Source organism: Bacteroides caecigallinarum (genome assembly GCF_016901995.1).
GTDB lineage: Bacteria > Bacteroidota > Bacteroidia > Bacteroidales > Bacteroidaceae > Phocaeicola > Phocaeicola cellulolyticus.
Genome location: NZ_JACJLE010000020.1, coordinates 37,818 through 64,538, shown reverse-complemented (window position 1 = coordinate 64,538; position 26,721 = coordinate 37,818). Strand labels below are relative to the sequence as shown.

The 26,721-nt window shown below is 38.6% G+C and carries 19 protein-coding genes; 7 read left to right on the top strand and 12 right to left on the bottom strand.

What is annotated here, in order from left to right; translation table 11 throughout:
* Positions 1 to 211 precede the first annotated feature (211 nt).
* Positions 212 to 1,201: a quinolinate synthase NadA gene (gene nadA, locus H6A61_RS07120; RefSeq protein WP_204392399.1), complete on the bottom strand. Its 990-nt coding sequence runs from the start codon at positions 1,199 to 1,201 to the stop codon at positions 212 to 214.
* Between the two features lie 475 nt (positions 1,202 to 1,676).
* On the opposite strand from nadA, the gene H6A61_RS07115 reads away from it, so the two are divergent.
* The gene (locus tag H6A61_RS07115; RefSeq protein ID WP_154044911.1) at positions 1,677 to 2,222 is read left to right on the top strand and encodes an RNA methyltransferase; all 546 of its coding nucleotides are present in this window, start codon (positions 1,677 to 1,679) and stop codon (positions 2,220 to 2,222) included.
* Positions 2,223 to 2,295: 73 nt separating this feature from the next.
* Here H6A61_RS07115 and H6A61_RS07110 read toward each other — a convergent pair whose 3' ends face one another.
* Positions 2,296 to 2,862, bottom strand: a complete 567-nt coding sequence (locus H6A61_RS07110) for a DUF4294 domain-containing protein (protein ID WP_235340845.1) — start codon at positions 2,860 to 2,862, stop codon at positions 2,296 to 2,298.
* A gap of 111 nt (positions 2,863 to 2,973) precedes the next feature.
* Here H6A61_RS07110 and H6A61_RS07105 point away from each other — a divergent pair, with 111 nt between their 5' ends.
* The 3 genes from H6A61_RS07105 (at position 2,974) to H6A61_RS07095 (ending at position 8,809) form a co-directional block, all read left to right on the top strand.
* Entirely contained in the window at positions 2,974 to 5,022 is a 2,049-nt protein-coding gene (locus H6A61_RS07105) for a helix-hairpin-helix domain-containing protein (RefSeq protein ID WP_204392397.1), read from the top strand.
* 85 nt (positions 5,023 to 5,107) lie between these two features.
* A complete protein-coding gene (locus H6A61_RS07100) occupies positions 5,108 to 5,887 on the top strand; it encodes a radical SAM protein (protein ID WP_204392395.1) in 780 nt (259 codons plus the stop codon).
* 93 nt (positions 5,888 to 5,980) lie between these two features.
* On the top strand, positions 5,981 to 8,809 hold the full coding sequence (locus H6A61_RS07095) for a glycoside hydrolase family 3 N-terminal domain-containing protein (protein WP_204392393.1): 2,829 nt from the start codon (positions 5,981 to 5,983) through the stop codon (positions 8,807 to 8,809).
* A 78-nt stretch (positions 8,810 to 8,887) separates the two neighbouring features.
* Here the strand turns inward: H6A61_RS07095 and H6A61_RS07090 are convergent, their stop codons facing one another.
* From H6A61_RS07090 to H6A61_RS07075, 4 genes are all read right to left on the bottom strand, one after another.
* Complete coding sequence (locus H6A61_RS07090; protein WP_204392391.1) at positions 8,888 to 9,322, bottom strand: DUF2007 domain-containing protein; 435 nt, start codon at positions 9,320 to 9,322, stop codon at positions 8,888 to 8,890.
* A 159-nt stretch (positions 9,323 to 9,481) separates the two neighbouring features.
* Entirely contained in the window at positions 9,482 to 11,017 is a 1,536-nt protein-coding gene (locus tag H6A61_RS07085) for a RagB/SusD family nutrient uptake outer membrane protein (protein ID WP_204392389.1), read from the bottom strand.
* A gap of 31 nt (positions 11,018 to 11,048) precedes the next feature.
* A complete protein-coding gene (locus H6A61_RS07080) occupies positions 11,049 to 14,162 on the bottom strand; it encodes a SusC/RagA family TonB-linked outer membrane protein (protein ID WP_204392387.1) in 3,114 nt (1,037 codons plus the stop codon).
* A gap of 380 nt (positions 14,163 to 14,542) precedes the next feature.
* Positions 14,543 to 15,049: a flavin reductase family protein gene (locus H6A61_RS07075; protein ID WP_204392386.1), complete on the bottom strand. Its 507-nt coding sequence runs from the start codon at positions 15,047 to 15,049 to the stop codon at positions 14,543 to 14,545.
* A gap of 284 nt (positions 15,050 to 15,333) precedes the next feature.
* Here H6A61_RS07075 and H6A61_RS07070 point away from each other — a divergent pair, with 284 nt between their 5' ends.
* The gene (locus H6A61_RS07070) at positions 15,334 to 16,146 is read left to right on the top strand and encodes a CPBP family intramembrane glutamic endopeptidase (protein WP_204392384.1); all 813 of its coding nucleotides are present in this window, start codon (positions 15,334 to 15,336) and stop codon (positions 16,144 to 16,146) included.
* A 100-nt stretch (positions 16,147 to 16,246) separates the two neighbouring features.
* Positions 16,247 to 18,871, top strand: coding sequence for a DNA mismatch repair protein MutS (gene mutS, locus H6A61_RS07065; RefSeq protein ID WP_204392403.1), 2,625 nt, complete (start codon positions 16,247 to 16,249; stop codon positions 18,869 to 18,871).
* Here mutS and H6A61_RS07060 read toward each other — a convergent pair.
* The 4 genes from H6A61_RS07060 to H6A61_RS16290 all read right to left on the bottom strand — a co-directional run bounded on the left by H6A61_RS07060 (position 18,864) and on the right by H6A61_RS16290 (position 23,228).
* Positions 18,864 to 19,610, bottom strand: a complete 747-nt coding sequence (locus H6A61_RS07060; protein ID WP_204392381.1) for a NigD-like protein — start codon at positions 19,608 to 19,610, stop codon at positions 18,864 to 18,866. The genes mutS and H6A61_RS07060 overlap by 8 nt on opposite strands.
* Positions 19,611 to 19,752: 142 nt before the next feature.
* Positions 19,753 to 22,311: an alpha-glucan family phosphorylase gene (gene glgP, locus H6A61_RS07055; protein ID WP_204392379.1), complete on the bottom strand. Its 2,559-nt coding sequence runs from the start codon at positions 22,309 to 22,311 to the stop codon at positions 19,753 to 19,755.
* A 28-nt stretch (positions 22,312 to 22,339) separates the two neighbouring features.
* Positions 22,340 to 22,978, bottom strand: coding sequence for a porin family protein (locus H6A61_RS07050; RefSeq protein ID WP_262897245.1), 639 nt, complete (start codon positions 22,976 to 22,978; stop codon positions 22,340 to 22,342).
* Positions 22,979 to 23,018: 40 nt separating this feature from the next.
* Positions 23,019 to 23,228: a winged helix-turn-helix domain-containing protein gene (locus H6A61_RS16290; protein ID WP_204392375.1), complete on the bottom strand. Its 210-nt coding sequence runs from the start codon at positions 23,226 to 23,228 to the stop codon at positions 23,019 to 23,021.
* A gap of 203 nt (positions 23,229 to 23,431) precedes the next feature.
* Between H6A61_RS16290 and H6A61_RS07040 the strand changes: the two genes are divergently transcribed.
* Positions 23,432 to 24,334 (top strand): helix-turn-helix domain-containing protein, encoded by a 903-nt coding sequence (locus H6A61_RS07040; RefSeq protein ID WP_204392373.1) that lies wholly within the window; start codon positions 23,432 to 23,434, stop codon positions 24,332 to 24,334.
* Positions 24,335 to 24,739: 405 nt separating this feature from the next.
* On the opposite strand, the gene H6A61_RS07035 is transcribed toward H6A61_RS07040, so the two are convergent.
* Complete coding sequence (locus tag H6A61_RS07035) at positions 24,740 to 25,786, bottom strand: class I SAM-dependent methyltransferase (RefSeq protein WP_262897244.1); 1,047 nt, start codon at positions 25,784 to 25,786, stop codon at positions 24,740 to 24,742.
* A 1-nt stretch (position 25,787) separates the two neighbouring features.
* Positions 25,788 to 26,720: a hypothetical protein gene (locus H6A61_RS07030; RefSeq protein WP_204392369.1), complete on the bottom strand. Its 933-nt coding sequence runs from the start codon at positions 26,718 to 26,720 to the stop codon at positions 25,788 to 25,790.
* Between the last annotated feature and the right edge of the window lies 1 nt (position 26,721).

Here is a 26,721-nt window from a genome sequence, read left to right as displayed (position 1 = left end):
CATAAAAAAAGGAGTACCGCTGTACTCCAACCTTTGTTAACCTTAAAATCTAATACTATGAAAAACACAGTACAAAGGTACGGACTTTCTGGTAATCTGCAAGTATTTCAGCCAAAAATCTATGCTTTATAACATAGTTTAATAAATAAAGAAAATGCTCCACGTTTGTTAACAACATGAAGCATTTATGTTAATTGTTAAAATACAAATTTTACAATCCAAGTTTAGCAGATATGTCAAGCATACGCTTTATTGGTTTTATGGCTTCTTTAGCTATCGCTTCGTCCACCACAACCTCAGGCCATTCGTATTTCAGTGTGTTATAGAGTTTCTCCAGAGTGTTCAGGCGCATGAAGTTACATTCATTGCATGCACAGGTACTGTCTTCAGGAGGTGCAGGAATAAAGTTCTTCTCAGGACATTTGCGTCGCATTTCGAACAGTATTCCGCTTTCAGTAGCTACAATAAAGTCTTTCTTGTCACTGTTAATTGCATGTTTAAGCAGTCCTGCAGTAGAACCTATCTTGTCTGCCAGCTTGGCTACCGCTCCCTTACACTCTGGATGTACCAGTACATCGGCATCAGGATACTGCTTTTTAAGCTCTATAATCTTCTCTACAGAGAATTTTTCGTGTACATGGCATGCTCCGTCCCAAAGAAGCATATTTCGTCCTGTAATGGAATTTATGTAGTTTCCAAGGTTCTTGTCCGGACCGAAGATCATTGGCTGGTCGGCAGGGAAGCTTTCCACTATCTGTTTGGCATTGGTAGATGTAACCACAACGTCTGTTACAGCCTTGACTGCCGCACTTGTATTGACGTATGAAATTACGGTGTGGTCAGGATGCTGCTTAACGAACTCGGCAAACTTGTCGGCAGGACAGCTGTCGGCCAACGAACATCCTGCGTTGAAATCCGGTATGAGAACTTTCTTGTCGGGACACAGTATCTTTGCAGTCTCTCCCATGAAGTGAACACCGCACATCACTATTATCTCGGCATCGGTCTTTGCTGCCCACTGGGCAAGCGCAAGGCTGTCGCCAATGAAATCGGCAATTTCCTGTATTTCGTCCGCTTGGTAGAAGTGCCCCAGTATCACGGCATTCTTTTCCTTGCGGAGCTTGTCTATCTCGGCTTTCAAGTCCAGTGTCTTATCTACGGGTTCATCCACATAACCCTTTTTCAACCATTCTTCTTTCATAACTATAAATATTTTATTTTTTCTTCTTTTTAAAAGAAATCTTATGATGCTATTAATAGGCTGTTGATTGTGTTGGCAAAAATAATACTGTATTTCTTGCTTTTTAAGTTATTAATATAAGTGCTTACTGTATCAATAACGATTCAACAGCGTTAAGTGCTGATAATTCAGTACTTAGTTGGTATATTAACATTTTGTTGATATTGTGCAAAGTTAAAAACTTTCTGTTTATCAACTATTCATTTCTTATTAAAATTGTGTTCAAATTGTTTAGGAAACTTTCCGGTAAGTTTTTTGGATTGTTGGTTTCCAGATTCTTATAAATGTTTGATTCATAAATGCAAGAAATAGTTTTAAAAATCTATTCTCATGTTTTCTACACGTTTTCTACACCTTTTCAACAGATTTCAACAGGGTTATTAATATTGTTTTTATCTTTGCGGACAGTAATTGTAAATATATAGGTATGTCTGAAATAAGAAAGCTGAAAATAACGGAAATGAACCGTCTGACGGTAGAAGAATTCAAGGAGGCAGACAAGCTTCCTCTGGTTGTGGTACTTGATGAAGTGAGAAGTTTGCACAACATTGGTGCTGTATTCCGTACTTCGGATGCTTTCCTTGTCAATAGGATATATCTTTGCGGAATTACGGCCACTCCTCCTAATGCAGAGATGCACAAGACGGCTTTGGGGGCAGAAAATACCGTTGACTGGAAATATTGTCAGAACACACAAGATGCTGTAAATGAGTTGCATGAGGCTGGATATACAGTATTGTCGATAGAACAGTGCGAAGGTAGTACGATGCTTGGTGATATGGTTCTGGATAGGGACAAGAAATATGCAATAGTAATGGGAAATGAGGTGAAGGGAGTGAAACAGGAGGTTGTTGACATGTGCGACGGATGTATAGAGATACCTCAGTATGGCACAAAACATTCACTGAATGTATCCGTAACTGCCGGAATTGTGTTATGGGAGTTTGCCAACAAGCTTATGGAGTTCAGAAATAACTGTTGATACATTATTGATAACGTAATTATCCACAATATAAACGCATGATTTACAAATGTTTATATTGTGGATAAATGTTTTATAGCTGTCCGTTTTCAACAAGGGTAATTATACGTTCCACCATCTCGTCTTCATCTTCAGGTCTGTATTCTTTTTTGAGACTGGCACCGAACAGTGCGGCGAATGTCTGATAAAATCCGGCTTTGAAAGGTCCCATGAAAGCTTTAACCAGTTGGTATGATGATTGGTTGCATTCACGGTTTACCAACTTTATCAACAATTTACCCTGTGAAAATGTCAATTTCTTCATTCTTGGGGTGTATTGCTCCTTCAATCCTTTTTCTACAGCCTTGATATGTTTGTCTTTGGCTTTTTCGTCGGGGAGAGTTTCCAGATATTCGTATGTTTCTATTACAATGTTTCTTATTTCCTTTGCTATAGGCAGTGTCTTCTTTACGTCCCTAACCAGGCGATAATAATATCTTTCCTGTTTTTTATTTTTAAATTTCATTTTAGGGTACACATATACATTCCTGAGAGTTATATATGGTATAGTGTCTCCATCATAGACACATACTTTGACCATATATCCTCTGTTATCCGGAGAATCCTGTGCTTTCAGTTCAGGAATTGTTAAAAAGCACATTATTGTCAATATGTATATGTATTTACTCATTGACGCAAAAATAGGAATAAAAACAATTATATGGTTGATAAAAGTATTATTTTTTTTGTTGTTTATAATTTTATCAACATAATGTGGATAAGTAGGTTACTTCTTTATATTTCAATAAGTTATGTTTTTATAACTTGTTTATATTCTCAGTCTGATATTGTAGAATGGAGCGAAATGTCGGTAGATGATGAAAATCTGTCATCATGGATGGAACAATACGAAGAATTGTCCGAAATAGCCGAAAATCCGTTCAATTTTAACACTTTGACGAAAGAGCAGCTTGAACAGTTACCTTTTCTCTCAGACAAGATGATTGAAAACATACTTTATTATGTTTATAAGTACGGTCCTGTGGTAAGTAAAAATGAATTGTTGGGAGTGGAAGGAATGGACTGGCAGACAAGGAAGTTTCTTGAGCATTTCATCTACATAGGTCCGGCTAAGGATGAAGAAGAGAAGTTCAGTTTCAAGCGTATGATGAAATATAACCGGCAGGAATTAACAACACGTGTTGATATCCCGTTAAATCAGAAAGCAGGATATGCTGACTATCCTGAGAATGTGCTTATTGACAGTCCTAACAAGAAGTATTATGGCAGTTCGTTATATAATAACATGCGTTACAGATTTGAGTATAACAAACAGATTTATTTCGGAATTACTGCAGAGAAAGATTCTGGCGAACCTTTCTTCAGACTTTATAACAGGAAGGGATATGACTTTTATTCAGCTTATCTTTATTTGCAGAATATTGGTCGGTTCAAGTCTGTGGCTTTAGGTAATTATAAGGCATCATTTGGATACGGACTTGTTATGAACATGGGTTTCAGTATGGGGAAATATACTTCATCTTCATCGCTGCGGCGTACCGGACAGGGAATTTCAAAATACACTTCTACTGGAGAATATAATTATCTTCAGGGAATAGCTGTTACTTATAAACTTTCGAAAAGATGGGATGCGACGCTTTTCTATTCGTTCAGAAATATGGATGCACGTGTTGAAAACCAGTTCATAATGTCGTTGAAAACTGATGGATATCATAGACTGTATAAGGATATGGAAAAGAGAAATACTATATATAATCATGTGATAGGCAGTAACTTAACGTATAATGGAAAGAATGTTGAATATGGATTAACAGCTGTTTATAACTGTTTTAATAAAGTGTTGAATCCTGACTATCAGCCTTACAATCATTACTATCCGCGTGGAAAGGATTTTTTCAATGCCGGGGCATTCTATAAATTTTTCCTGAATAAACTTATGATTTCCGGAGAGACTGCAGTTGACAAATGTGGAGCAATCGCAACAATCAATTCTTTGTGTTATTCACCGACTGTTGATACAGATATAACACTTATCAACAGGTATTATGACAAAAAATATCAGAGTCTCTATGCAAATTCTTTTGGTGAAAACTCAAGGACACAGAATGAAACAGGTGTTTATTTATGTCTGGAAACCAGTGCTATACGGAATACAAAGTTATTATGCTATGTTGATTACTTCTATTTTCCATGGAAAAGATATCGTGTGGATATGGCAGGTACATCGGGAATAGAGGGAGTTTGCCAGTTGAGTTATTCACATAGCAATTCACTGTCTATGTTGATAAAGTACAGTGTAAAAAACAAGGCTCAGAACTATTCTGCAGACGATGGTGGAAAGTATGTTTTGCCATATATCCGTCATAGAGTAAGATATCAGGTGAATTATTCACTGAATGACAATAACTCTGTTAAAGTTCTGGCCGATTATACCAATACAGGATATTTAGGTCAGGAAACTGCAAACGGTTTCCTGCTTTCTGCTTCGGCCAATTTAAGCTATGGATCGTTTCCTGTGAAAGCATCCGTAAGCGGTGCATGGTTTTCAACAGATGATTATAACTCACGTGTATATCTTTATGAACCGGGATTGCTTTATGCCTTTTCCATGTCTTCGTTTTATGGAAAAGGAACAAGGACAGCATTGAAATTGCAGTATAATTACGGGAAATTCCTAATGCTTCAGGCTAAATTCGGATGGACACACTATACCGACAGAAATACCATCAGTTCAGGTACAGAAGAAATTCAGGGTAATAATAAGGCAGACATACAGTTTCAGTTGAGAATAAAATGGTAACCGTATGTTGATAACGTACTGATATTTTCCTTATTTTTGCGTCTGACTAACAACTAATAACTAACAACTAAAAACTACAAAAAACATGTCAACAATAATATATCCTTCTCCTATTTTCGGACCTATACACAGCCGTCGTCTTGGAGTGTCATTGGGAATTAATCTTCTGCCTGCAGACGGTAAGTTCTGTTCTTTCGACTGTATTTATTGCGAGTGCGGTTATAATAAAGACCATCGTCCGAAAAAGAAACTTCCAACACGCGAAGAAGTAAAGACAGCTCTTGAAGCAAGGCTTATTGACATGAAAGCAAACGGACCATTTCCTGATGTGTTGACATTTGCCGGAAACGGTGAACCTACAGCTCATCCTCATTTTGCAGAAATCATAGACGATACGATTGAGCTTAGAGACAAGTATTTTCCACAGGCTAAAGTAAGCGTATTGAGCAATTCAACATTCATTCATAAACCGGAAGTCTTCAATGCCCTGATGAAAGTTGACAATAATATCCTGAAGCTTGATACGGTTAATATCGACTATATAAACACTGTTGATAAACCTGTTGGAAACTATGATTTGAACCGCATAATAGACTGTATGAAAGCATTTAACGGTCAGTTGATAATCCAGACAATGTTTCTGAAAGGAACTACAGACGAAGGTGTGGATGTTGATAATACACATGATGATTATGTGCTTCCGTGGCTTGAAACTGTAAAGCAGATTGCTCCGCGTCAGGTTATGATTTATACCATCGACCGTGAGACACCGGACACTCATCTTCAGAAAGCCACTCATGAGGAATTGGACAGAATATTACATCTGCTGGAAGATGCAGGAATAAAGGCTAGTGCTTCGTATTGATTTACGGAGCACTTTTTTTGAATATGGTTTATATAATTGGTACATAAGCTATTATTGATTATCTTTGTACAAACCTTATTCAAAACCATTTATATGAAATTATTAATCACATTATCTCTTTTAGCTTTCGGTGGAACATTTGTTTCCGCCCAGAAAATTCCTTCTGTCTATAAGCCTGTAAAAAAGGAAATATACCATAAAGGTTGGATAGATTTCAACAAGAATGGAGTGAAGGATATTTATGAGGATCCTTCTGCCCCGCTTGACAGTCGTATAGAAGATCTCCTGAATCAGATGACCATGGAAGAGAAAACATGCCAGATGGTAACTCTTTATGGTTATAAACGTGTGTTGAAGGATGATCTTCCTACTCCGGAATGGAAAACTTCGTTGTGGAAAGACGGTATAGGTGCAATAGACGAGCATCTTAACGGTTTCCAGCAGTGGGGACTTCCGCCATCGGATAATCCTAACGTATGGCCAGCATCGCGTCATGCCTGGGCTTTGAACGAGGTACAGCGATTTTTTGTAGAAGAAACCAGACTGGGTATTCCTGTTGATTTCACCAACGAGGGTATCCGTGGAGTGGAGAGTTATCGTGCAACAAACTTCCCTACTCAGCTTGGCATCGGTCATACATGGAATAGAAATCTGGTACGCCGTATAGGAGAAATAACCGGATATGAGGCACGTATGTTGGGATATACCAATGTTTATGCGCCTATTCTTGATGTGGGACGTGACCAGCGTTGGGGAAGATACGAAGAAGTATATGGCGAGTCACCTTATCTTGTTGCCGAACTAGGTATAGAAATGGTGAAAGGAATGCAGAAAGACTATCAGGTGGCTGCTACTGCAAAGCATTTTGTGGCTTACAGTAATAATAAGGGAGCACGTGAGGGTATGGCACGAGTTGACCCTCAGATGTCACCACGTGAAGTAGAAATGATCCATGTATATCCTTTCAAGAGAGTGATTCAGGAAACCGGTCTGCTTGGCGTGATGAGTTCGTATAATGATTATGATGGTATTCCTGTCCAGGGCAGTTACTATTGGCTCACGGAGCGTCTGCGTGGAGAAATGGGATTCCGTGGATATGTGGTTTCCGACAGTGATGCTGTCGAATATCTATATACCAAACATGGTACTGCAAAAGATATGAAAGAAGCCGTGCGTCAGAGCATTGAGGCAGGACTGAACGTGAGATGTACTTTCCGTTCTCCGGAATCGTTTGTGGAACCGTTGAGAGAGCTTGTTAAGGAAGGTGGTATTAGCGAAGAAACTATCAACAGCAGAGTCCGCGATATATTGAGAGTAAAGTTCCTTATAGGATTGTTCGATTCACCATATCAGATGCAATTGGCAGAGGCCGATAAGGTTGTTGAAAACCCGGAGCACGAAGCTGTTGCTCTTCAGGCATCACGTGAAAGTATTGTACTTCTGAAGAACGACAATAAAACTCTTCCTTTGGATATTGACAAAGTAAAGACAATATCAGTGTGCGGCCCTAATGCAGATGAAGAAGGTTATGCACTGACACACTATGGCCCTTTGGCAGTGGATGTTACCACAGTGCTTGAAGGAATAAAAGAAAAAGTTGCAGGAAAGGCCGAAGTTCTTTATACAAAAGGATGCGACCTTGTTGATGCAAACTGGCCGGAAAGTGAAATCATAGACTATCCTCTTACGTCAGACGAGAAAAAAGGAATTGACATAGCTGTTGAAAACGCATTGAAATCTGACGTTGCAGTAGTTGTTTTGGGAGGAGGCCAGCGTACATGCGGAGAAAACAAGTCGCGTACAAGTCTTGAGCTTCCTGGCCGTCAGTTGCAGTTGCTTCAGGCTGTTCAGGCTACAGGAAAACCAGTTATTCTTGTGTTGATAAACGGCCGTCCGCTGTCTGTCAACTGGGCTGACAAGTTTGTTCCAGCTATTCTTGAAGCATGGTATCCTGGTTCAAAAGGTGGAATAGCAATAGCCGATGTTTTGTTTGGAGACTATAATCCCGGTGGAAAACTTACGGTTACATTCCCAAAGACTGTTGGACAGATACCGTTTAACTTCCCTGCCAAGCCTGCTTCGCAGGTTGACGGAGGAAAGAATCCTGGTCCTGACGGAAATATGTCGCGCGTAAATGGTGCCCTTTATCCGTTCGGTTATGGTTTGAGCTACACTACTTTCGAATATTCAGATATACAGTTAAGTCCTAAGGTTATCACTCCAAATGAGACGGCTACAGTAACGTTGAAAGTAACCAATACAGGAGATATGGCAGGAGACGAAGTGGTACAGCTATATACACGCGATGTATTGAGCAGCGTTACTACATACGAAAAGAATCTTGCCGGTTTCGAACGTGTTCATTTGCAGCCGGGCGAAACAAAAGAGGTTAAGTTTACTATCGACAGAAAGCATCTTGAACTTCTTGATGCAGATATGAAGTGGGTAGTAGAACCCGGAGAATTTGTAGTGATAGCAGGATCATCATCAGAGGATATACGACAGACTACGGTGTTGAACGTAGAAGACTATCATACCCGCAATGCACGTCTGGAGGCAGAGAAGCCTGAAAAGCCTGTATCGGCAAGTACAAATCCGGAAGATGTGATGAAGGTTCTGGATAGTGACAATACCACTTACTGGCAAGGAAACAAGGGTGACTATCTGACATTTGCACTGAAAGGAAATCCTAAGGTAGATGAAGTGTCAATAACTTTTGTGCGTGAGAATAACCTTCCTTCTACCTTCGAAATACAGCTCTCAGGTGGTGGAGGCCAGTTCCTCACTGTGTATAACGGAACTGTAACCGAATATGGCAAGCCGATAACTTATACATTTAAGGGAACAACAGCCAGCGACCTTAGAATATTGCTTAATGACGACCGTGTGGGAGTGGCTGAAGTAAATATAGTTAAGGAATAATTACCGGAAAAATTAATAGCTGTTTAAACAGTGTTTGAATGGTTTTTGAACATTGTTTAAACAGCTATTTTTATATACTTATTCATCGTTTTCTGTGGAAATATTGCTCTTTCCTACAGGTTTGTCAAATGCTTTTCCACAGTCTTTACAGATATATTCCCAGTGTTCCGTTCCCGGAGGAGCTGCAGCAAGCATGGCAATTACTGTTGAAATAATGGCACGCAATCTGTGTTTCTTTCTTAATACGAATTTAATGTTTTTTGAACCGCAATACGGACAGTAAATCAGTCTCTCAGGAATCATTTGGTTATTTTCGAGAATAGTCATAGCCCTCTCATAATCGTCTTCATAGACGAACAAATCTATTCCAGTGATGCTGACAGGCATTCCACGCAGTACACTTGATGTATTCTCATTGTGTATAGCTACCGCTATTCCTTCATTTTCAAGTGCTCCTTTTATCAGCCTTGCCTGAAATGATTCATTGCATGTTATCAGTTTTACGGTTCTCATATAATGATATTAATGTTTTTGAGGTTGGAGAGTGATTTACAAACTTAGTAAAAATAGAATTAATTCCAAAATTGGAGTTGATTATTATATAAAATAGAAATCCCCTATCAGGACTTCATAAATTCTGATAGGGGATATTGCTATGAAATTATAATGTAATTAATAACCTGGGTTATTAGTCCAACCTGTCAACAAAATCTGAGCAGAAGGTATTGGGAAATAATAGTGACCTTGTGTTTGGAAGAAAGAACCATTCCAAGTTTCGGCACGTTTTACACTTACCTGTTCTGTACGAACCAACTCAAACCAGCGACGCATTTCGGCAAAGAATTCATACTTACGTTCGTTAGAAACAATTTCTAAGAATTCATCGGCAGTCTCATTGCCGGAAACTTCCTGAATATCTCTTTCCGCATAACCTGCACGGTCCTGAAGACTGCGTACAGCTTCAATAGCCTGAGTGTTTACGCTTCCTGTAGCACGTGTGGAAGCTTCGGCATATAGTAACTTGGCATCAGCCAGACGATAAATACTGGTCACACCGTTTGCCTGTGCACTTGCAGCAGGGTCACCTTGGTTATAATTATAATATTTACTGATGCAAGGCAGACCGTCAGGGCTATCCTGCCATGAAGTAAGTTGATTGTTGTTTGCAGTAGAATACCATTCTGTCATAAAGTTCCACTCCTTACGCTTGTCGTTAGGATATTTTTCAAATGCTTCTTTTCGTGCGTAGTAGTCTGCCCATCCGCCTGGTGCCTTTCCCTTGTTTTTATCGTAGAAATCAGTAGGATAGTAAGATTTTCCGTAGTTACTTGCCATAACTTTGTTTGCCTGGCTGTGATGCAGACAGAACATGAACTCGCTACTGTTTTTGTTTGCTTCTTTCCATAAGTCTTCGTAGTTTGCTTCTTGTTGATGGTATTGGTTATTGTCCAACACGTCTTTGGCAGCTTCGGCAGCCTTTGCGTAATATTCTTCTTTCTTCAGCGGCCATCCTGCCATGGTGATATATACATCAGCAAGGCATGTTTCAGCTGCCCATTTGGTAGGAGTGGAACTGTTTCCTGAACGCGGAGTTTTAGGCAACCATGTTACTGCATATTCCAAACTTGGGACAATCATTTTAGTGTAAACCTCTTCTGGTGTACTGAGAGGACAATTAATTATGGTTTCGTTTCCGTTTTCAGGAACAATAGGAACATTTCCGTACATGCGTACTAAATAGAAGTAACTCAACCCACGCAAGAAATAGGCTTCAGCCAATGCTCTGTTGAACTTGGCAACCTCTTCTTCTGTTGCATCGGCAGGTGCTTTCGCAAAGTGGATAAGCTTATTGGCATTTGCAATTGTAAAATAAAACAGTTCCCATGATGTATCGAAGTCAGCAGTGTTGGCTCCAATGTTAGGACTCAACTGGTCGTAATAGGCCAGTTCGTTACCCGGCTTGGCCGCACGATAAGTAATTTCGTCTGCGCAAACCTGAATACGCTGGATACGACTGTTGAAACCATAGTTGTCATGCCACAAGTTATTGTATAAGGCTGTAACCGCGCTTTCCAATGATTCTTGGTTTATTGTGGAGATATATTCTTCCTCCGAGATAAAAGATTGCGGCTCTTGGTTCAAATCCACGCAAGAAGTAGCTATGAGCATACTTCCAGCGAGAGTTGCAAGATATGTAAGTTTTTTCATATTATATTCGTATTTTTTAGATTAAACAATTTTAGAATGCGAAGTTCAGACCGACAAGGTAGTTGCGGCTGTTAGGATAGTTACCCCAGTCAACACCTTGGATAAGAGGGTCTCCCAATGTTGATTCCGGATCAAGACCGGAGTAGCTTGTGATGTGGAACGGATTCTGTACTGAAGCATATACACGTAGGTTAGTTATACCCCAGTTTTTGCATACGTTTTCAGGAACTGTATAACCCAATGTGATACTTTTCATTTTTATGAAACTTCCGTTCTCTACGAAACGTGTACTGTACATGTTTGTATTTTCAGTACCCTTGCCGTCCCAACGTGGAACGTTAGTGTCTGTATTGTCAGGAGTCCAGCGGTTCAACCAGTCTTTCATAGGAGCAATAGCTGCAACCTGTTGACTTTTCAATCCACCACCCACAGTACTGAAACCTATCTGGTGAGTGGCATTATAGATGTCGAATCCATGGAAACCTACCATGAAGAATGACAAATCAAAGTTCTTATAAGTGAAAGTATTGTTCCATCCCCAGTTGAAAGTAGGCTGTCCGCAACCTATTATTCCCTGATCGTTGGCATTTAATTTACCATCTTTGTTTATATCTGTGTATTTTGAATTACCTGCAACCACTTTATATACTTCGCCATTGGTTTTTCCGTTTTGCTTTCCATTAGCATCAACGAATGGAGCATCAACATCGGCCTGTGTCCACAAGCCTTCGAATGTATATCCCCAGAAACTACCAAGTTTCTCACCTTCTACCATCTGGAACAATTCGTTCTGATAGTTTCCAGCCTGTTGCTGGCGATGATTGAAAGTTGGGATTTTGTTATATGTTCCTTTGTTGTGAGATAGTGTTAAGTCTGAGTGCCAATTGAATCCTGTTCTGTCGTTGCTTACGAACGGATCTGCGCTGATTGTGAATTCTACACCTGTGTTCTTTATCTCGCCGGCATTACGTAGCAATTTGTTATAACCCAAATGAGGTGGTTGGGCTACTTCCATCAGAATATTCTTTGACAACTTGTTGTACCAGTCGGCAGTTATGCGCAGGCGTCCGTTTAGGATACCGAAATCTACACCGATGTTGAACTGGTCATTACGCTCCCATTGCAGATACGGAGCATTAGGACGGTCAATAGCATAGACGGTTGGTTTAGTTCCGTTAGGACCAACTGATGTTGCTGTGGTCATTTTAGAATAAATACGGTACGCTTCTACAGATTGGTTACCAACTGAACCGTAACCTAGACGGAGTTTCAACTGGTCGATAAAGTTGTTGTCCTGTAAGAAGTTTTCTTGCTTGATGTCCCATGCCAAGGCCGCTGACGGGAAGTATGCCCATTTGTCTTCAAGGCGTGAGGAACCGTCGGCGCGGATTGATGCTGTCAACATGTAGCGATTTTTGAAAACATAGTTAAGACGTAACATTCCTGACATCAATGTATTGATAATGCGTTCGCTTTGTAGTTCGTTTAACGATGCATCCTTACTCATTGCAAGATTGTTGTAACCATGAGTAATGTCAACATAGTCTGGGAAATAAGAGCGTCCTAAGTGATTGTAGTCGTTGTTGTATGACTGTTCAAACACTGCTGTGGCGTTAATACGGTGATCTTTATTGAATTCTTTTACATAGTTCAAGGTATTGGTGTTCAGCCAGCCAAGGTTAAAGTAGCTGCGTGCGTATGCGCGGCTGTTTGATTGGGCAAATTGTTGATAGCTGTCTTCATTTTCCAATGTGGTACTCAGACGGTTATCGAACAATACACCCATCTGTGAACGGAAAGTAAGTCCATCTATGATATTGAACTGCACATATCCTTGCAGGCGGTTGTTAATGGTCTGTGTGGATGAATCCAGTTCCCAAATATGTCCCATTGGGTTGTACATTTTGTTATTGCTCCAGTCAACGTTGTTGTAGTCGCCGTTCTCGTCTTTAGGTGACATTGTATTGTCAAAATACATTGCAGTTTGGAATACGCCTCGGTAAGGATTTGTACGCGGAGTGGAGCTTTTGCGGTAGTTTCCGTAGAAGTTCAAACCTGCATCCAACCATTTTTTTATTTTTGTATCAACTTTCAGACGCCAGTTATATGTCTCGCTCATTGATTCTTTCAATACACCTTGGTCATTCTGATAACGGAAAGATGCCAGAAATGTGGTTTTTTCATTACCGCCACTCACTGACAGGTCGTAGTTCTGAGTCACTGCTGTACGGAAAATCTCACGGCTGTAATCATATCCTGCGCGACCTGCTTTCAGGTCAGCAAGTTTGTCTGCGTTGAAATAAGAGTAATCGCCTTTACCTTTGTCTTTTCCATATTCGTTAACCATGACTGCATAATCATAAGGATCCATTGTGTCTGGATATTTTGCTACAGTCTTGATGTTTGCAAAAGCGTTGAAATTAACTGAAACTCTATCCTTACCAGGATTTTTGGTTGTTACCAAGATAACACCGTTAGCACCGCGAGAACCATATACAGCTGTTGCAGATGCATCCTTTAATACTTCAATTGATTGGATATCAGAAGGGTTCAGATTCTGAAGAGAACCACCGATAAAACCATCTACAACTACCAATGGACCAGTTTCGGCTGTAATAGAGTTGATACCACGTACACGGATTGTATTATCCTGAGACGGGTCACCAGAACCGCTCAATACAGACACACCAGCCATACGACCTTGTAATGCGTCTGATACATTTCCTGAAGGAGTAGTTTTTAAAGCGTCAGAAGCTTTTACGGAAGCAACAGAACCTGTCAAGTCACTTTTTCTCTGTACGCCATAACCTACAACAACCACTTCTTCAAGTGTTTCAGTATCTTCTTCCAACACAATGTTGAAAATTGTTTTACCGTTTACTGGGATGTTTTGAGTTTTGTAACCAACGTATGATACTACGAGTACAGCGTTTGAGGCTACATTAGGAACAGTAAAGTTACCATCAAAGTCAGTGATTGTACCACTTGTAGTTCCTTGTACAAGTATGGAAGCACCGATAATGGATTCTCCACTTTTGTCGGTAATCCTACCAGAAACTGTTAAATCTTGTGCGCTAAGAAATGGTATACTCAAGAATATGAGCAGCATACAGCACACGCTTTTTAAAAAGGTTTTCTCTTTCATAATAAAATAGTTAGGTTATTAATTATGGTTTCAAATAAATTCTTGTTTTGGCTTATTATTAGGATTAATATTATTTCTTATAGTATTAATAATAAAAAGTATTGCTAATACATATAATAAAAATATTTATAAACTGGAATATGTTTATCATTAAGGTTTTAGTTATTTATTTTACATAGTTTCAATTCTTCATTATGATTACTCAAGGTTTGTAAATTTTTTAATTCTCGCCAAAAATAATTTGATTGCCTGGAAATTCAAAATATAAGTATTGGAATTAACAGAAAAAGACGCATATTTAATCAATATTAACCGTGTTATAACTTATTTATACGTTTATTGATTGAATATGCGCCGCGTAAAATAAAAGGGGCAAATTATTATTTACTCCAAATATGTTCTATCTCCAATATTATCATTTTGTGGTAGTTGCCGTGTCCGTTACCATACCATTTTCCGTCAAGGGATTTATCGATAAAGTTTTCGGGTTTAATATCATCTTCATAAAGCTTTCTACATTCCAGTGTAAGACGTGCCTGCCCGAAAGTGATATTGCCATTTTCTGTTAAAACTGGTTTAAGTCCGGTTTCGGCTATTTTGTCTGTATCGCGTCCGGACTTAGAACCGCACACTTTATGGATGGCTTTGTTTTCTTCGCCAAGGAATGACAGTGTAAGGGTATCGCATTTTTTTATGAACTCGTATGTGTATCTTTCGGGACGTATGAATATGAATGCAACTGTTTTTCCCCATAATACTCCAGTGCCACCCCATGAGGCTGTCATTGTGTTGAATTTCTCTTTTGTTCCTGCTGTTACCAGCATCCATTCTTTTCCGATGGCTTCAATCATGTTGTCTGCCAACTGAGATACGTTTATTTCTTTCATTCTTTCTTTATATTAATATGAGTTTACAAAAATAGGAAAAAGAGAAATTTGAGAAATATGTTTTTCATCAAATTTCTGCAATCTCATTTCTTGGTGACGACTATTGTGGACAGCACTGCTGACTATAGTCGGCATCATTGCCTACGATAGTGGGACGCATTGCTTACTATGGTCAGCACCAAGAAATACATATATTGTGGTACTTAATTCTTCTGACCTTCTTATTATACTTGGTTTATTACGTTAAACTGTATATTTTTGTGGTGTAATATAATAGAACTTTTATGGGACGTACAATAAAATTACTATTGCTGTATTTTGCCTATCAGCTGGCGTTTTTCGCAGTGCTTGTCGGAGTATATATGCTGAAGAACGGAGTTGTTGAAATGCCGGACGTGTCCGGTAGTGGATATATGTCTGTCATTATGTGGGCACAATTTCTTTCCACGTTGTCTGTAGGTCTTCATGTTGTATTGGGAAAATATGTATCTATTGATGTTTTCAGATTGAAAACTTCCAATAGATGGGCTGTATTGTTTGCATCAGCTGTTTTTATCGTGGCAATGGGATTGTGGACCAACTATTTCAGCGAGCTTGCCGGACTGCCTGACAATATGAAGGATATGTTTGAACAGATGATGAACAATCCGTTGGGGATAATATCTATTGTAGTTATGGCTCCGTTGGTGGAAGAACTGCTGTTCCGTGGTGCTATACAGGGACATCTTATGCGAAAGTGGAAAATGCCTTATCTTGGTATAGTGGTGTCTTCGCTGATATTCGGTGTGGTACATGGTAATCCGGCTCAGATTCCGTTTGCATTCGTAGTGGGAATGGCTCTTGGATGGATGTATTACCTCACAGGAAGTCTTATCCCTGGAATGCTGATGCACTTTATTAATAATGGAAGTTCGGTGTTGCTTTATGTTTTGTCGGGCGATCCTGATGCGACAATGATTTCATCACTTGGCGAGACTGGTTCTCTGGCTTTGGCTGTGGCAGGAATTATTCTTACTGTAGTATGTATTTTCATTATCAGAAGGAAACTGGTGAAAGAACCGGTGCAGTGGAACGAAGAAAATAACTTGCAGGCATAAATGATATTCGTGGATTTTGGAGTATCTTTGTGCGACAATAAAAATTATCGAACAATATAAAAGAAAGGATTTTACCGTGGCAAAAGACAGCGAAGTAGTAATGACCCCCATGATGAAGCAGTTTTTCGACCTGAAGGCGAAGCACCCTGATGCTATCATGCTTTTCAGATGCGGAGACTTTTATGAGACGTATTCGGAAGATGCGGTGGCAGCATCCGAGATTTTGGGCATTACCCTTACAAAAAGGGCCAACGGACAGAACAAGACTATCGAGATGGCGGGATTTCCTCACCATGCTCTTGATACATATCTGCCAAAACTTATTAGAGCAGGACGACGTGTGGCTATCTGTGACCAGCTGGAAGACCCTAAAACCACCAAGAAACTGGTGAAACGCGGTATAACCGAGCTTGTTACACCAGGTGTTGCCATTGGCGACAATATTCTTTCTTATAAGGAGAACAACTTTTTGGCTGCCGTTCATTTTGGAAAGACATCTTGCGGCGTGGCTTTTCTGGATATTTCTACCGGAGAGTTTATGACAGCCGAAGGAAAACTCGATTATATCGACAAGCTTCTCAATAATTTTGCTCCTAAGGAGGTACTTTTCGAACGTGGAAAGAAACCTATGTTCGAAGCTAATTTCGGAACCAAATTCTTTACTTTCGAACTTGACGACTGGGTTTTCACTGAGACATCGGCTGTGAAGAAACTGCTCAAGCATTTTGAAACGAAAAATCTGAAAGGTTTCGGAGTGGAACATCTGAAGAATGGTGTGATAGCTTCGGGAGCTATTCTTCAGTATCTTGAAATGACTCAGCATGAGCATGTCGGGCATATCACATCGTTGTCGCGCATAGAAGAGGAAAAGTATGTGCGCATAGATAAGTTTACTGCCCGCAGTCTGGAGCTGATGGGAAGTATGAACGATGGTGGAACTAGTCTGCTCGACGTGATAGACCATACTATAAGCCCGATGGGGGCACGTATGCTGAAACGTTGGATTATATTCCCGCTGAAGGATGTGCAGCCTATTAACAGGAGGCTTGATGTGGTGGAATATTTTTTCCGTCATCCGGACTTTAAGGAGGAGGTTGAGGACTGCCTTCACAGAATAGGTGATTTGGAACGTATAGTGTCGAAAGCTGCTGTGGGCAGGATTTCTCCACGTGAAGTGGTGCAGCTGAAAGTGGCTTTGCAGGCTATTGAACCTATCAAGATGGCTTGTCTTGAGGCTGATAACGAGAGTCTTCGCAGGATAGGTGAACAGCTCAACTTGTGTGTTTCTATTCGTGATAAAATAGCAAAGGAAATAAACAATGATCCTCCGCTCTTGGTCAATAAGGGTGGTGTGATAGCCGACGGTGTGTCCGAAGAACTGGACGAACTGAGACGTATATCATATTCCGGAAAAGATTATCTTCTTCAGATTCAGCAGAGAGAAAGCGAGCTTACAGGTATTCCAAGCCTGAAGATAGCATATAACAATGTGTTCGGCTATTATATAGAGGTGCGTAATGCGCATAAAGATAAGGTGCCTGCCGAATGGATAAGAAAACAGACTCTTGTGAACGCTGAAAGATATATCACTCAGGAACTGAAGGAATACGAAGAGAAAATCCTCGGGGCTGAGGATAAGATTCTTACGCTGGAGACACGTATTTATAACGAGTTGGTAATGTCGTTGGCTGAGTTTATTCCTGCAATTCAGATAAATGCCACTCAGATAGCAGTTCTTGACTGTCTGCTTTCGTTTGCATCGGCTGCGAAGGCTAACGGGTATATCCGTCCGGTTATATCTGAGGATGAGGTACTGGATATTCGCCAGGGAAGACATCCTGTTATAGAAAAACAGCTTCCTCTGGACGAAAAATATATAGCAAATGATGTATATCTTGACACGGAGAAACAGCAGATTATAATCATCACGGGTCCTAATATGGCGGGTAAATCGGCTTTGCTAAGACAGACTGCCCTTATCACTCTTATGGCTCAGATAGGTTGTTTTGTGCCGGCGGAAAGTGCGCATATAGGTATTGTAGATAAGATATTTACCCGTGTGGGTGCAAGCGATAATATATCTGTGGGAGAATCTACGTTTATGGTTGAAATGAACGAGGCTGCAGATATTCTGAACAATCTTTCACAGCGCAGTCTGGTGCTGTTTGATGAGCTTGGACGAGGTACATCTACATACGACGGTATATCAATAGCATGGGCTATTGTGGAACATATACACGAAAATCCTAAGGCAAAGGCACGTACTCTGTTTGCAACCCACTATCATGAGTTGAACGAAATGGAGCGTACATATAGCCGCATAAAGAACTATAATGTATCTGTCAAGGAAGTTGATAATAAAGTGATTTTCCTTCGTAAACTGGAACCTGGAGGCAGCGAACACTCGTTCGGTATTCATGTGGCTAAGATGGCTGGTATGCCTAAGTCTATCGTTAAGCGTGCTGACGAGATTCTGGCCCTTCTGGAGAAAGAAAACCGTCAGGGATCTATATCTGGTAAGGAAAAGGAGATAACTTCGGAATTAAAGAAAAAGAAAGGTGCTTCATCGTCGTCAACATCAGACGGTATTCAACTGAACTTCTTCCAGCTTGACGACCCCGTATTAAGCCAAATAAGGGATGAAATTATCAATTTGGATATCAATAATCTCACCCCTGTTGAAGCTTTGAACAAATTAAATGAAATAAAGAAAATTCTTAATTGATGAAATTCTTTGCTCTCACGCTTGTCATTTCCGGATTTGCCGGAGTTGACTGGCGTGTGCAGTAGTCAAACTCGTGGCTCTTTTCGCCGCTATATGAATTCCATATAAGTTTAAGTTTTACAGTCTCGCCTTCTGTGTCGGGCAATATTCCGTCAAGCTTGAATGCTACAAGTCCGTCGGCAGGATGTCCGTAAGTATCGCCGTATGCATTGTGGCGGAATTCCACTTCGTATGGATTTTCAGGATTGTTTGTCGAAATCAGGTTTACGAAGTGTTTTGTTCCTGTGTTGCCCCATGCGGTGCTGAAACGTAATGTCAGATAGCCATCTTCTGAAACAGTCATCCAGCTGTTCATAATCTCTACCGGGTCGTTTCCGTAAACTTTGTCATTCTCTTCATCGCCCAGGTTTGCTGCAATAGGTTTAGTCAGGATACTGTCTATCCAGTTGATGTGTACAGCCTTGCTGAAACCTTCCGAAGGATCTGTAGTCTCTTCAAAATTAACCAAAGCTCTAACTTCTTTTTCGCCGAAAGGTGATTTTGTAACATTCACCGGAAGAAGTGTTGTTTCATTGTCAAGCTGAAGGAAGAAAGTATCATTGGCATCTGTTTTTACAGTAACCAGCGCGTTAGGGAACATTAGAGAATAGTCATAATCATCGTCATTGTCGCATGACTGGAGTGAGAATATGGCAACCGAAGCTACCAATGCATGTTTAAAAATTGAACGTAGTCTCATAATAATTTAATTTTTAACGTGTTAACTTTGAATGTTTGTTTATACGTTAAATGATGGACTTACTGATTTAATGCATCCTATTTTGTTAATTATATATAATGCCATGATTTTTTATCATGGCATTATAGTATTAAGTATATTCTCAAAACCAGCGTACGTAGCAAAAATCTTGTCTGTGTGGAAGCAGTTTATTCTTAGGGTACATTCTGAAGGATTGTTTAAAGCTTCCTGCGTTAGATATACATGATTTGCCTTTGAATGTGTATAAGTTTCCGTTTCTGGATATAAGTTCAAGAGGTATTACCGAATATATGCGTTCATTTCCATTCTGTATATGCGTAATCACAGATTCTACACCTATTGCGTCGTCAAGTCCTTTTTCGTCAATGACAATTGTAATATCATATTCTTCACCGGCTTTTATAGTAGCATTTAGTCCGTTTCCTGTGTCAATAGATTTTATTTCTATGTCGTTCCATTTTGAAGCTATTTCCTTTTTCCATGTTGTTATATATTTAGCTTTCGCATAATTGTTTTCGGAAAGAACTTTGAAACGTTTTTCCAATTTGTTGTAGAAACGGTCGTAATAATCGTCTAATTGCCTTTTCATTGTATAATGAGGGGCAATGTTTGCAATGGAGTTTTTAATGTACTTTATCCATCCTTCGGAGAAGTCTTTTCCATGTCGTTCGTAATATAGTGGCAATATCTCGTTTTCCAGTGTGTAGTATATCAGTTCTGCATCTAGTTTGTCCTGATACTCGTTGTTCTGATAAACACTTTCAGCTGGAATTGCCCATCCCGCTTCTTTTTTGTAACCTTCGTACCACCAGCCGTCAAGAACGGAAAAGTTCAATACTCCGTTCATTAACGCTTTTTCTCCGGATGTGCCTGATGCTTCTGCCAGACGCGTAGGTGTATTCATCCATATATCAACGCAAGAAACAAGTTTACGTGCCAGTTCCATATCATAATTTTCGACGAACAATATCTTTCCTAAAAATTCCGGCCGTCTGGATATTTCTACTATTTGTTTTATAAGGTCTTTACCGGGACCATCATTAGGATGAGCTTTTCCAGCAAATATGAAAACTACTGGTTTTTGTGGGTCGTTTACTATTTTTGATAATCTGTCAAGGTCGGTAAACAACAAATGAGCCCTTTTATATGTTGCAAAACGTCGTCCAAATCCTATCATTAGCGCATTAGAACTGAATTTACTGAATGTGGAAATTCCTAATGATGGGTTTGCCTGACTGTTAAGCCAGTCTTCTGTACATTTTTTCTTTAAAAAATCAGCTAGTTTGTTTTTCATATGTTGTCTCAGGAACCATATTTTTTCGTCCGGAACATTATAAATATTTTTCCAATATGATTCATCAGATAAATTAGATATAAATTTCTCGTCAAAGTATTCTTTGAAAAGTTCTTTCCATTCTTTAGCACACCATGTAGAAAAATGTACACCATTGGTTACATAGCCTACATGGTTCTCTTCAGGAAAATATCCTTTCCATATTGGTGCAAACATCTTTTGTGAGACTTCCTGATGAAGCTTGCTCACACCATTTACTTCCTGACATGTTTTGCAGGCAAAGACCGACATACAGAAACGTTCGTTTTTGTCACCTGGATTTTGTCGTCCCAGATCCATAAGTTCTTTCCAGCTTATTCCTAATTTGTCTGTATAGCCTTTCATGTATTTATAGAAAAGCTGTTCTTCAAAATAATCATGTCCTGCAGGGACGGGTGTGTGTACTGTGTATAATGATGAAGAACGTACCAACTCCATTGCTTCATTAAAACTCAGTCCCTCTTTGATATATTTACACAGTCTGTAAATGTTTATCAGTGCGGCGTGTCCTTCATTGCAATGGTAAATGTCTTTTTTTATTCCGAGTTCATCCAGCATCATCATTCCGCCTATACCAAGCAGTATCTCCTGTTTTAGACGGTTTTCCAAGTCTCCACCGTACAAGTGGTGTGTTATAGGACGGTCGTATTCGCTGTTGAGTTCATTGTCTGTGTCAAGCAGGTATAGCTTTATTCTTCCTACATTGACTTGCCATACATTTGCATGTACTGTAAAACTGTCTGCATAAGGTACGTGAATTACCAGCTGTTTTCCTTCCTCTGTTGTAACTTTTTCTATTGGAAGATGTCCGAAATTCTGTGCTTCATAGTCGGCAATCTGTTGTCCGTCCATGGAGAGAGTCTGGTCAAAATATCCGTAACGGTACAGAAGTCCTACTGCACACAGGTCAACATTGCTGTCAGACGCTTCTTTTAAATAATCTCCCGCAAGGATACCCAATCCTCCGGAATATATCTTAAGTGCCTGGTCAAGTCCATATTCCATACTGAAATAGGCTACTGATGGTCTTGAATGGTTTGTTTCAGTATCTATATATCTTCTGAAAGAGGCATATACAGAATTCATTTTTTCAATATAGTTTTCATCTTCCGAAAGTTCTTCCAGCCGTTCGTGGCTTGTCTTCTCCAATAACAATACTGGGTTATGTCTTGTTTGGTTCCATAGCTCAGTGTCAATTACGGAAAATAATTCCTGCGCTTCGTCGTGCCATGACCACCATAGGTTGTGGGCTATTTCTGAAAGATTTTTTAGTTTTTCCGGTAAATATGAACCTACAGATATTTCTCTCCATTTTGGAGTATTTGCATTGTAACTGTTGAATTCCATAATTATATATTTTGGTTGATTTATGTCTTTAAAATGCTAGTCCTAATCGTATTCCCATGCTGTTTAGTCCGTTTACTTGTCTGGATGATACATCATGTCTGTTTGTAGCATATGCATAATATGCCGCCAGATTGATGCCAAGCAAATATTTTTTGAATGGAAATATGTTTATTCCCAATTCAGGGGAAACGTAAAATCCCCATGATTTGTCGCTATATGTATCGAGTGGCATAGTTGATTTTGCTTCAGCATAATTAAATCCTACTTTTGCTGATACATACGGTTGCCACCATGTATCATGGATAAAACGGTATCTTAAGGATGCTCCAAATGGTACGCTGATATATGATAATGTTTCTTCAATGTTTTCGGATGTTGATGTATTGTCATTGGTAACATTGCGTGTGACATCATCATATTGTGTGTTTACATTTATAAAACCGCCTAAGGAGATGTTGTGGGTGAAATAATACCCAGCATCAACATATAATCCCAAATCGTTCATTTTGTTGGAAAAGTCCGATTTTATAGGAAAATCAAACTGCCATCCGCACTGATAGTATGTATTAGGGTTTACTTGAGCATTTAATGTCATTATGCCTAGGATAAAAAATAAGTATAATGTGATAAACCGTTTGAAATCTTTTATGTAATGTTTTCTATACATATTTATTGATATTAATTATGGTTTGGATAAATAATGTTATTTAAGTTGTTATCTTGTAACATACTTCATTTCCATTGACGAACTGCAGGATTTTGTTATTGCGCAGTAAATGTAGGATGGCCATACATAGATTAATATCATTTAGGCCACTTAGCTTTTGCAATTGCTTGAAAGTCAGTTTTTTTGTACTTGCAAGAAGTTTATATATTTTCTTGCAAGCGATTTTAATATTATTACTGTTAGGTAACATGGCGTAATTGTTTTAAGTTTATATATGTCTTTATTGATATATTGCAAAATTAAATCCAATATATAACTATTAAATGTCTTGATATGTATATAATTAGTCCGAATGTGACACTTGGTTTATTTTTTGTTTAAAGATTATAAATCAGTGAAAATACTTACTGTGAACGGGCTTATATCATTATTTTTGTAAAAAACGATGTTATAATGAAAAGGTATATTTGTTCGGAATGGATATCAGAAAGCGCCTTTGACGAAGGCAAGGTAGATCAAGCGGCTTTCAATGATGATATGTCAGTATTAAAATTACACGGGAAAGGGATTTTTAAATCCGGAATGATAAAAAATCTTCATCACACATTCTTGTTGGTAACCAAAGGTAAGGTAAATTTTATAGCAAGAGGAGAAAATATAGTGGTACATTCGCCGGCATATATCGAGTTTATAGCTTTTTACCGTCAAATATGTTTAAATACCGATAGCGAGTTCGAAGGTTATCTGTTGGTTACGGAGCAAAGTCTTTTTCAAAGGATAGCTGAAGATACGCGTTCTGTTTTTGCCAGATGCATGTATAAATATGGTCAGAAACCTATTTTGTCTTTAGATGATTGTGAATTGGGACATTTATTGCCTTTCATTGATATATTATTAAATACTATAAACCAGAAAGAGCATTACTTTCTACATGGAGTAATGAAAAATACCTTTATTGCATTGCACTTTGAAATATGGAATATAATTTTCAGGAAATTGAAAAATGATACTGGAAGCGATCCGGTTAATCGTTGGAATGATGTTTTGTCACATTTCATTTATCTGATGCATACGAATTGTTGCCGACAGCATGAAGTTGGCTGGTATGCTGATAAATTGTGTGTATCTCCTAATACATTGTCTGTAAAATTAAAAAGAGTATATGGTAAATCTGCTAGTCAGTTAATAAACGAATGTATTATGGAAGAAGCTAAGATTTATTTAAGAAATCCGTCAAATTCAGTTCAGAAAGTGGCAGAGATGCTTTCATTTTCAGACCAAGCAGCTTTTTATAAGTTCTTTAAAAGACTTAGTGGGGTGTCACCAAGTGAATTTCAAAAGGATATAAAAAAATAAGTCTCCATAAAAATGGAGACTTAAGCGGTGCGTACGGGACTAACGGAGTTTTTAATCTAAACTGATATTCAGATTGTTATACAAATCATCCAAGAAAAGCACCCAGCTCTGCACCTGCTTCAGTTCTATGTTTTTCCGATAGGAATTTGCCTTGTTCCAACGAGGTAAAGGTAGTGATTTTAGATTGAACATCCAAATGAAAAAACATCATAATAGAATTTATAATTGTTTTCACTACTGTTTGTTAGCTATAATCACTGTTATTAAGTTATTAAACTTTATGACTCAAAGGTATATCAGGTGACAATGCCGATCATAGCGAAACAATCTTTCAATTATTATGATATGAAAAGAAAATTTTATCTTTCTATTAGTCATATTTTGCTATTTATAGGTAATAATATTCTAACTGATGCCAAAAAGAGTCTTTAATCTCTCCAAAGTAGTATATTGAGCACCAGTACCTTTATAAACGGTCACAAAATCATACCAATGTTCTATTATACTATCTCGTAACTTCTCTGCATCAATTCTGGTCTGAGTTTGTAAAACAATAGTACAATCAGATAGTACATAAACGGTCTCTTCATCCAATAGAGCTACTTTATTTGGAGTTGGATTACATACTCGTGGAATAACCACGCCACTTCCACTCACTAGTAGATTTTGTCCTGTCATAATACGTTTCAAATTCACTAATCCACCTTTCTGAAGATTAGTTGTATGAATCAATGGCATAGCTTTTGGGGATTTACTATATTTTAGATTCTGCATCCGTATGCCTCCTCTTAATATTGAAGTGACTGGAAGTGATGAGAAATCGAAAATTCTCGATTTTTCATTACTTCCAGTCACTGTATAGTGACCCACATAAACCAATACTATATTCGGTGTACATTTACTTGTAAAACTAACCTTATTATATTCCTCTAATATACAAGCATTATAATAATCTTTTAAATAATTCCAAGCCTTTCTGTCTTTAATAGAATATACACAACTTATTGGTAGTATAGCATATAGACCGCCATTAGGTGTAAGATATTTTAAGGCTCGCATCAAGAATAACATAGCAGTACTAACACGATATTCTTTACCATCAAATGTAATATTCTCAACTACACTCCCTTTACATGTAAAGGGAGGATTCAACACTATTAAATCAAATTTTCCTTTTTTCAAAAAAGTTACTTTGTTAATGGAATCATCTTTTCTAAAGTCACACTTATCTAAATGCCAATTAGGGCAGTCATTTGAAAGTTTATTTAGAGCATCATCCGAAATATCAGTACCATACAATTCAGCATTACTATAGCGTTTAGCTACAGCCTTTAGCAAATCTCCATCTCCCACACAAAAGTCCACAGCACAAGAGATGTCAGATGAAGTAATAAAACTAACCAATTTATCTGCCAACGAAGGTGGCGTATAATAAGAATCCAATTCCGACATATCAGTTTTCTCTATAGAGTTTAGTTACATCACAAACCAATATACGACCCACACCTTCCGTCCTATGTAAACTTCTCTTAGGATTATCATATAGTAACTCCACTTTGTCCGGATTCTTTATGGCATACAAGATAGCTCCAATCGCATGAGGCTTAGTTCCAATTGGAGCCACTATCATATTAGGCTTCCTTTTGTCATACGAAATCTTCCCCAATATCAGATAACTATCAACAATGGAATTAGCCTCAGCATATATTATACGTTCATAAGCCTTAGTCGTTTTCAGAGCATTACGGTTACCCCAAAAACTTTCAAAAGGATAATGCATCCTATATCCAGGTACTCCTACAACAGGTAGGATTTTATCATAAGATGGTTGTTTATTTGTAACTAAATATGAAAATCTGCCTCCTTCAAAACCAAGTAAAGTAACAAATAAAGGTTCTTCCTTAAAAGGAACCAAACGAATAAAACCAGGTAAAGGATTTACACCTGCTATTGATTCTGATAAATCTTTGTTAAGTCCCTCCTTTTGAAATTCACACAACAAATACTCCTTTGGCTCACTATACACAACTCTTATTTCTATTCCATTTTCAATTGCATACTTCATAAGAGGAGCTACAAGTCTGCAACACATACCCGTCACTTCCAAATATAACACTCTAAATTTATAAGAAGAAAAAAATCTTTTTATTGCATCGGTACTAGTTAATGGTACAACATTATGATTTGAAGAAATCACCATCTGATCATCATCATTGATAGAAATTTCCTCAAATACAGTATTAACATTCTTTAAAGATAGTTTTGACGAACAATATCTACTTCTATCTTCCGGATCTTGGGCATAGAGATAAAGAGAATCCGGTTCTAGTACCACGTCACTTAAATCGTTCCAAATTTTTGTATACAAATAGTCCTTATTTATCATA

Coding starts and splice junctions, on each gene's coding strand:
- H6A61_RS07050 (WP_262897245.1), bottom strand. CDS start 22,978: ATGTATAGAAAACATTACATAAAAGATTTCAAACGGTTTATCACATTA.
- H6A61_RS07040 (WP_204392373.1), top strand. CDS start 23,432: ATGAAAAGGTATATTTGTTCGGAATGGATATCAGAAAGCGCCTTTGAC.
- glgP (WP_204392379.1), bottom strand. CDS start 22,311: ATGGAATTCAACAGTTACAATGCAAATACTCCAAAATGGAGAGAAATA.
- H6A61_RS07095 (WP_204392393.1), top strand. CDS start 5,981: ATGAAATTATTAATCACATTATCTCTTTTAGCTTTCGGTGGAACATTT.
- H6A61_RS07060 (WP_204392381.1), bottom strand. CDS start 19,610: ATGAGACTACGTTCAATTTTTAAACATGCATTGGTAGCTTCGGTTGCC.
- H6A61_RS07090 (WP_204392391.1), bottom strand. CDS start 9,322: ATGAGAACCGTAAAACTGATAACATGCAATGAATCATTTCAGGCAAGG.
- H6A61_RS07080 (WP_204392387.1), bottom strand. CDS start 14,162: ATGAAAGAGAAAACCTTTTTAAAAAGCGTGTGCTGTATGCTGCTCATA.
- nadA (WP_204392399.1), bottom strand. CDS start 1,201: ATGAAAGAAGAATGGTTGAAAAAGGGTTATGTGGATGAACCCGTAGAT.
- H6A61_RS07105 (WP_204392397.1), top strand. CDS start 2,974: ATGTGGATAAGTAGGTTACTTCTTTATATTTCAATAAGTTATGTTTTT.
- H6A61_RS07110 (WP_235340845.1), bottom strand. CDS start 2,862: ATGTGCTTTTTAACAATTCCTGAACTGAAAGCACAGGATTCTCCGGAT.
- mutS (WP_204392403.1), top strand. CDS start 16,247: ATGACCCCCATGATGAAGCAGTTTTTCGACCTGAAGGCGAAGCACCCT.
- H6A61_RS07100 (WP_204392395.1), top strand. CDS start 5,108: ATGTCAACAATAATATATCCTTCTCCTATTTTCGGACCTATACACAGC.
- H6A61_RS07035 (WP_262897244.1), bottom strand. CDS start 25,786: ATGTCGGAATTGGATTCTTATTATACGCCACCTTCGTTGGCAGATAAA.
- H6A61_RS07030 (WP_204392369.1), bottom strand. CDS start 26,720: ATGATAAATAAGGACTATTTGTATACAAAAATTTGGAACGATTTAAGT.
- H6A61_RS16290 (WP_204392375.1), bottom strand. CDS start 23,228: ATGTTACCTAACAGTAATAATATTAAAATCGCTTGCAAGAAAATATAT.
- H6A61_RS07075 (WP_204392386.1), bottom strand. CDS start 15,049: ATGAAAGAAATAAACGTATCTCAGTTGGCAGACAACATGATTGAAGCC.
- H6A61_RS07085 (WP_204392389.1), bottom strand. CDS start 11,017: ATGAAAAAACTTACATATCTTGCAACTCTCGCTGGAAGTATGCTCATA.
- H6A61_RS07070 (WP_204392384.1), top strand. CDS start 15,334: ATGGGACGTACAATAAAATTACTATTGCTGTATTTTGCCTATCAGCTG.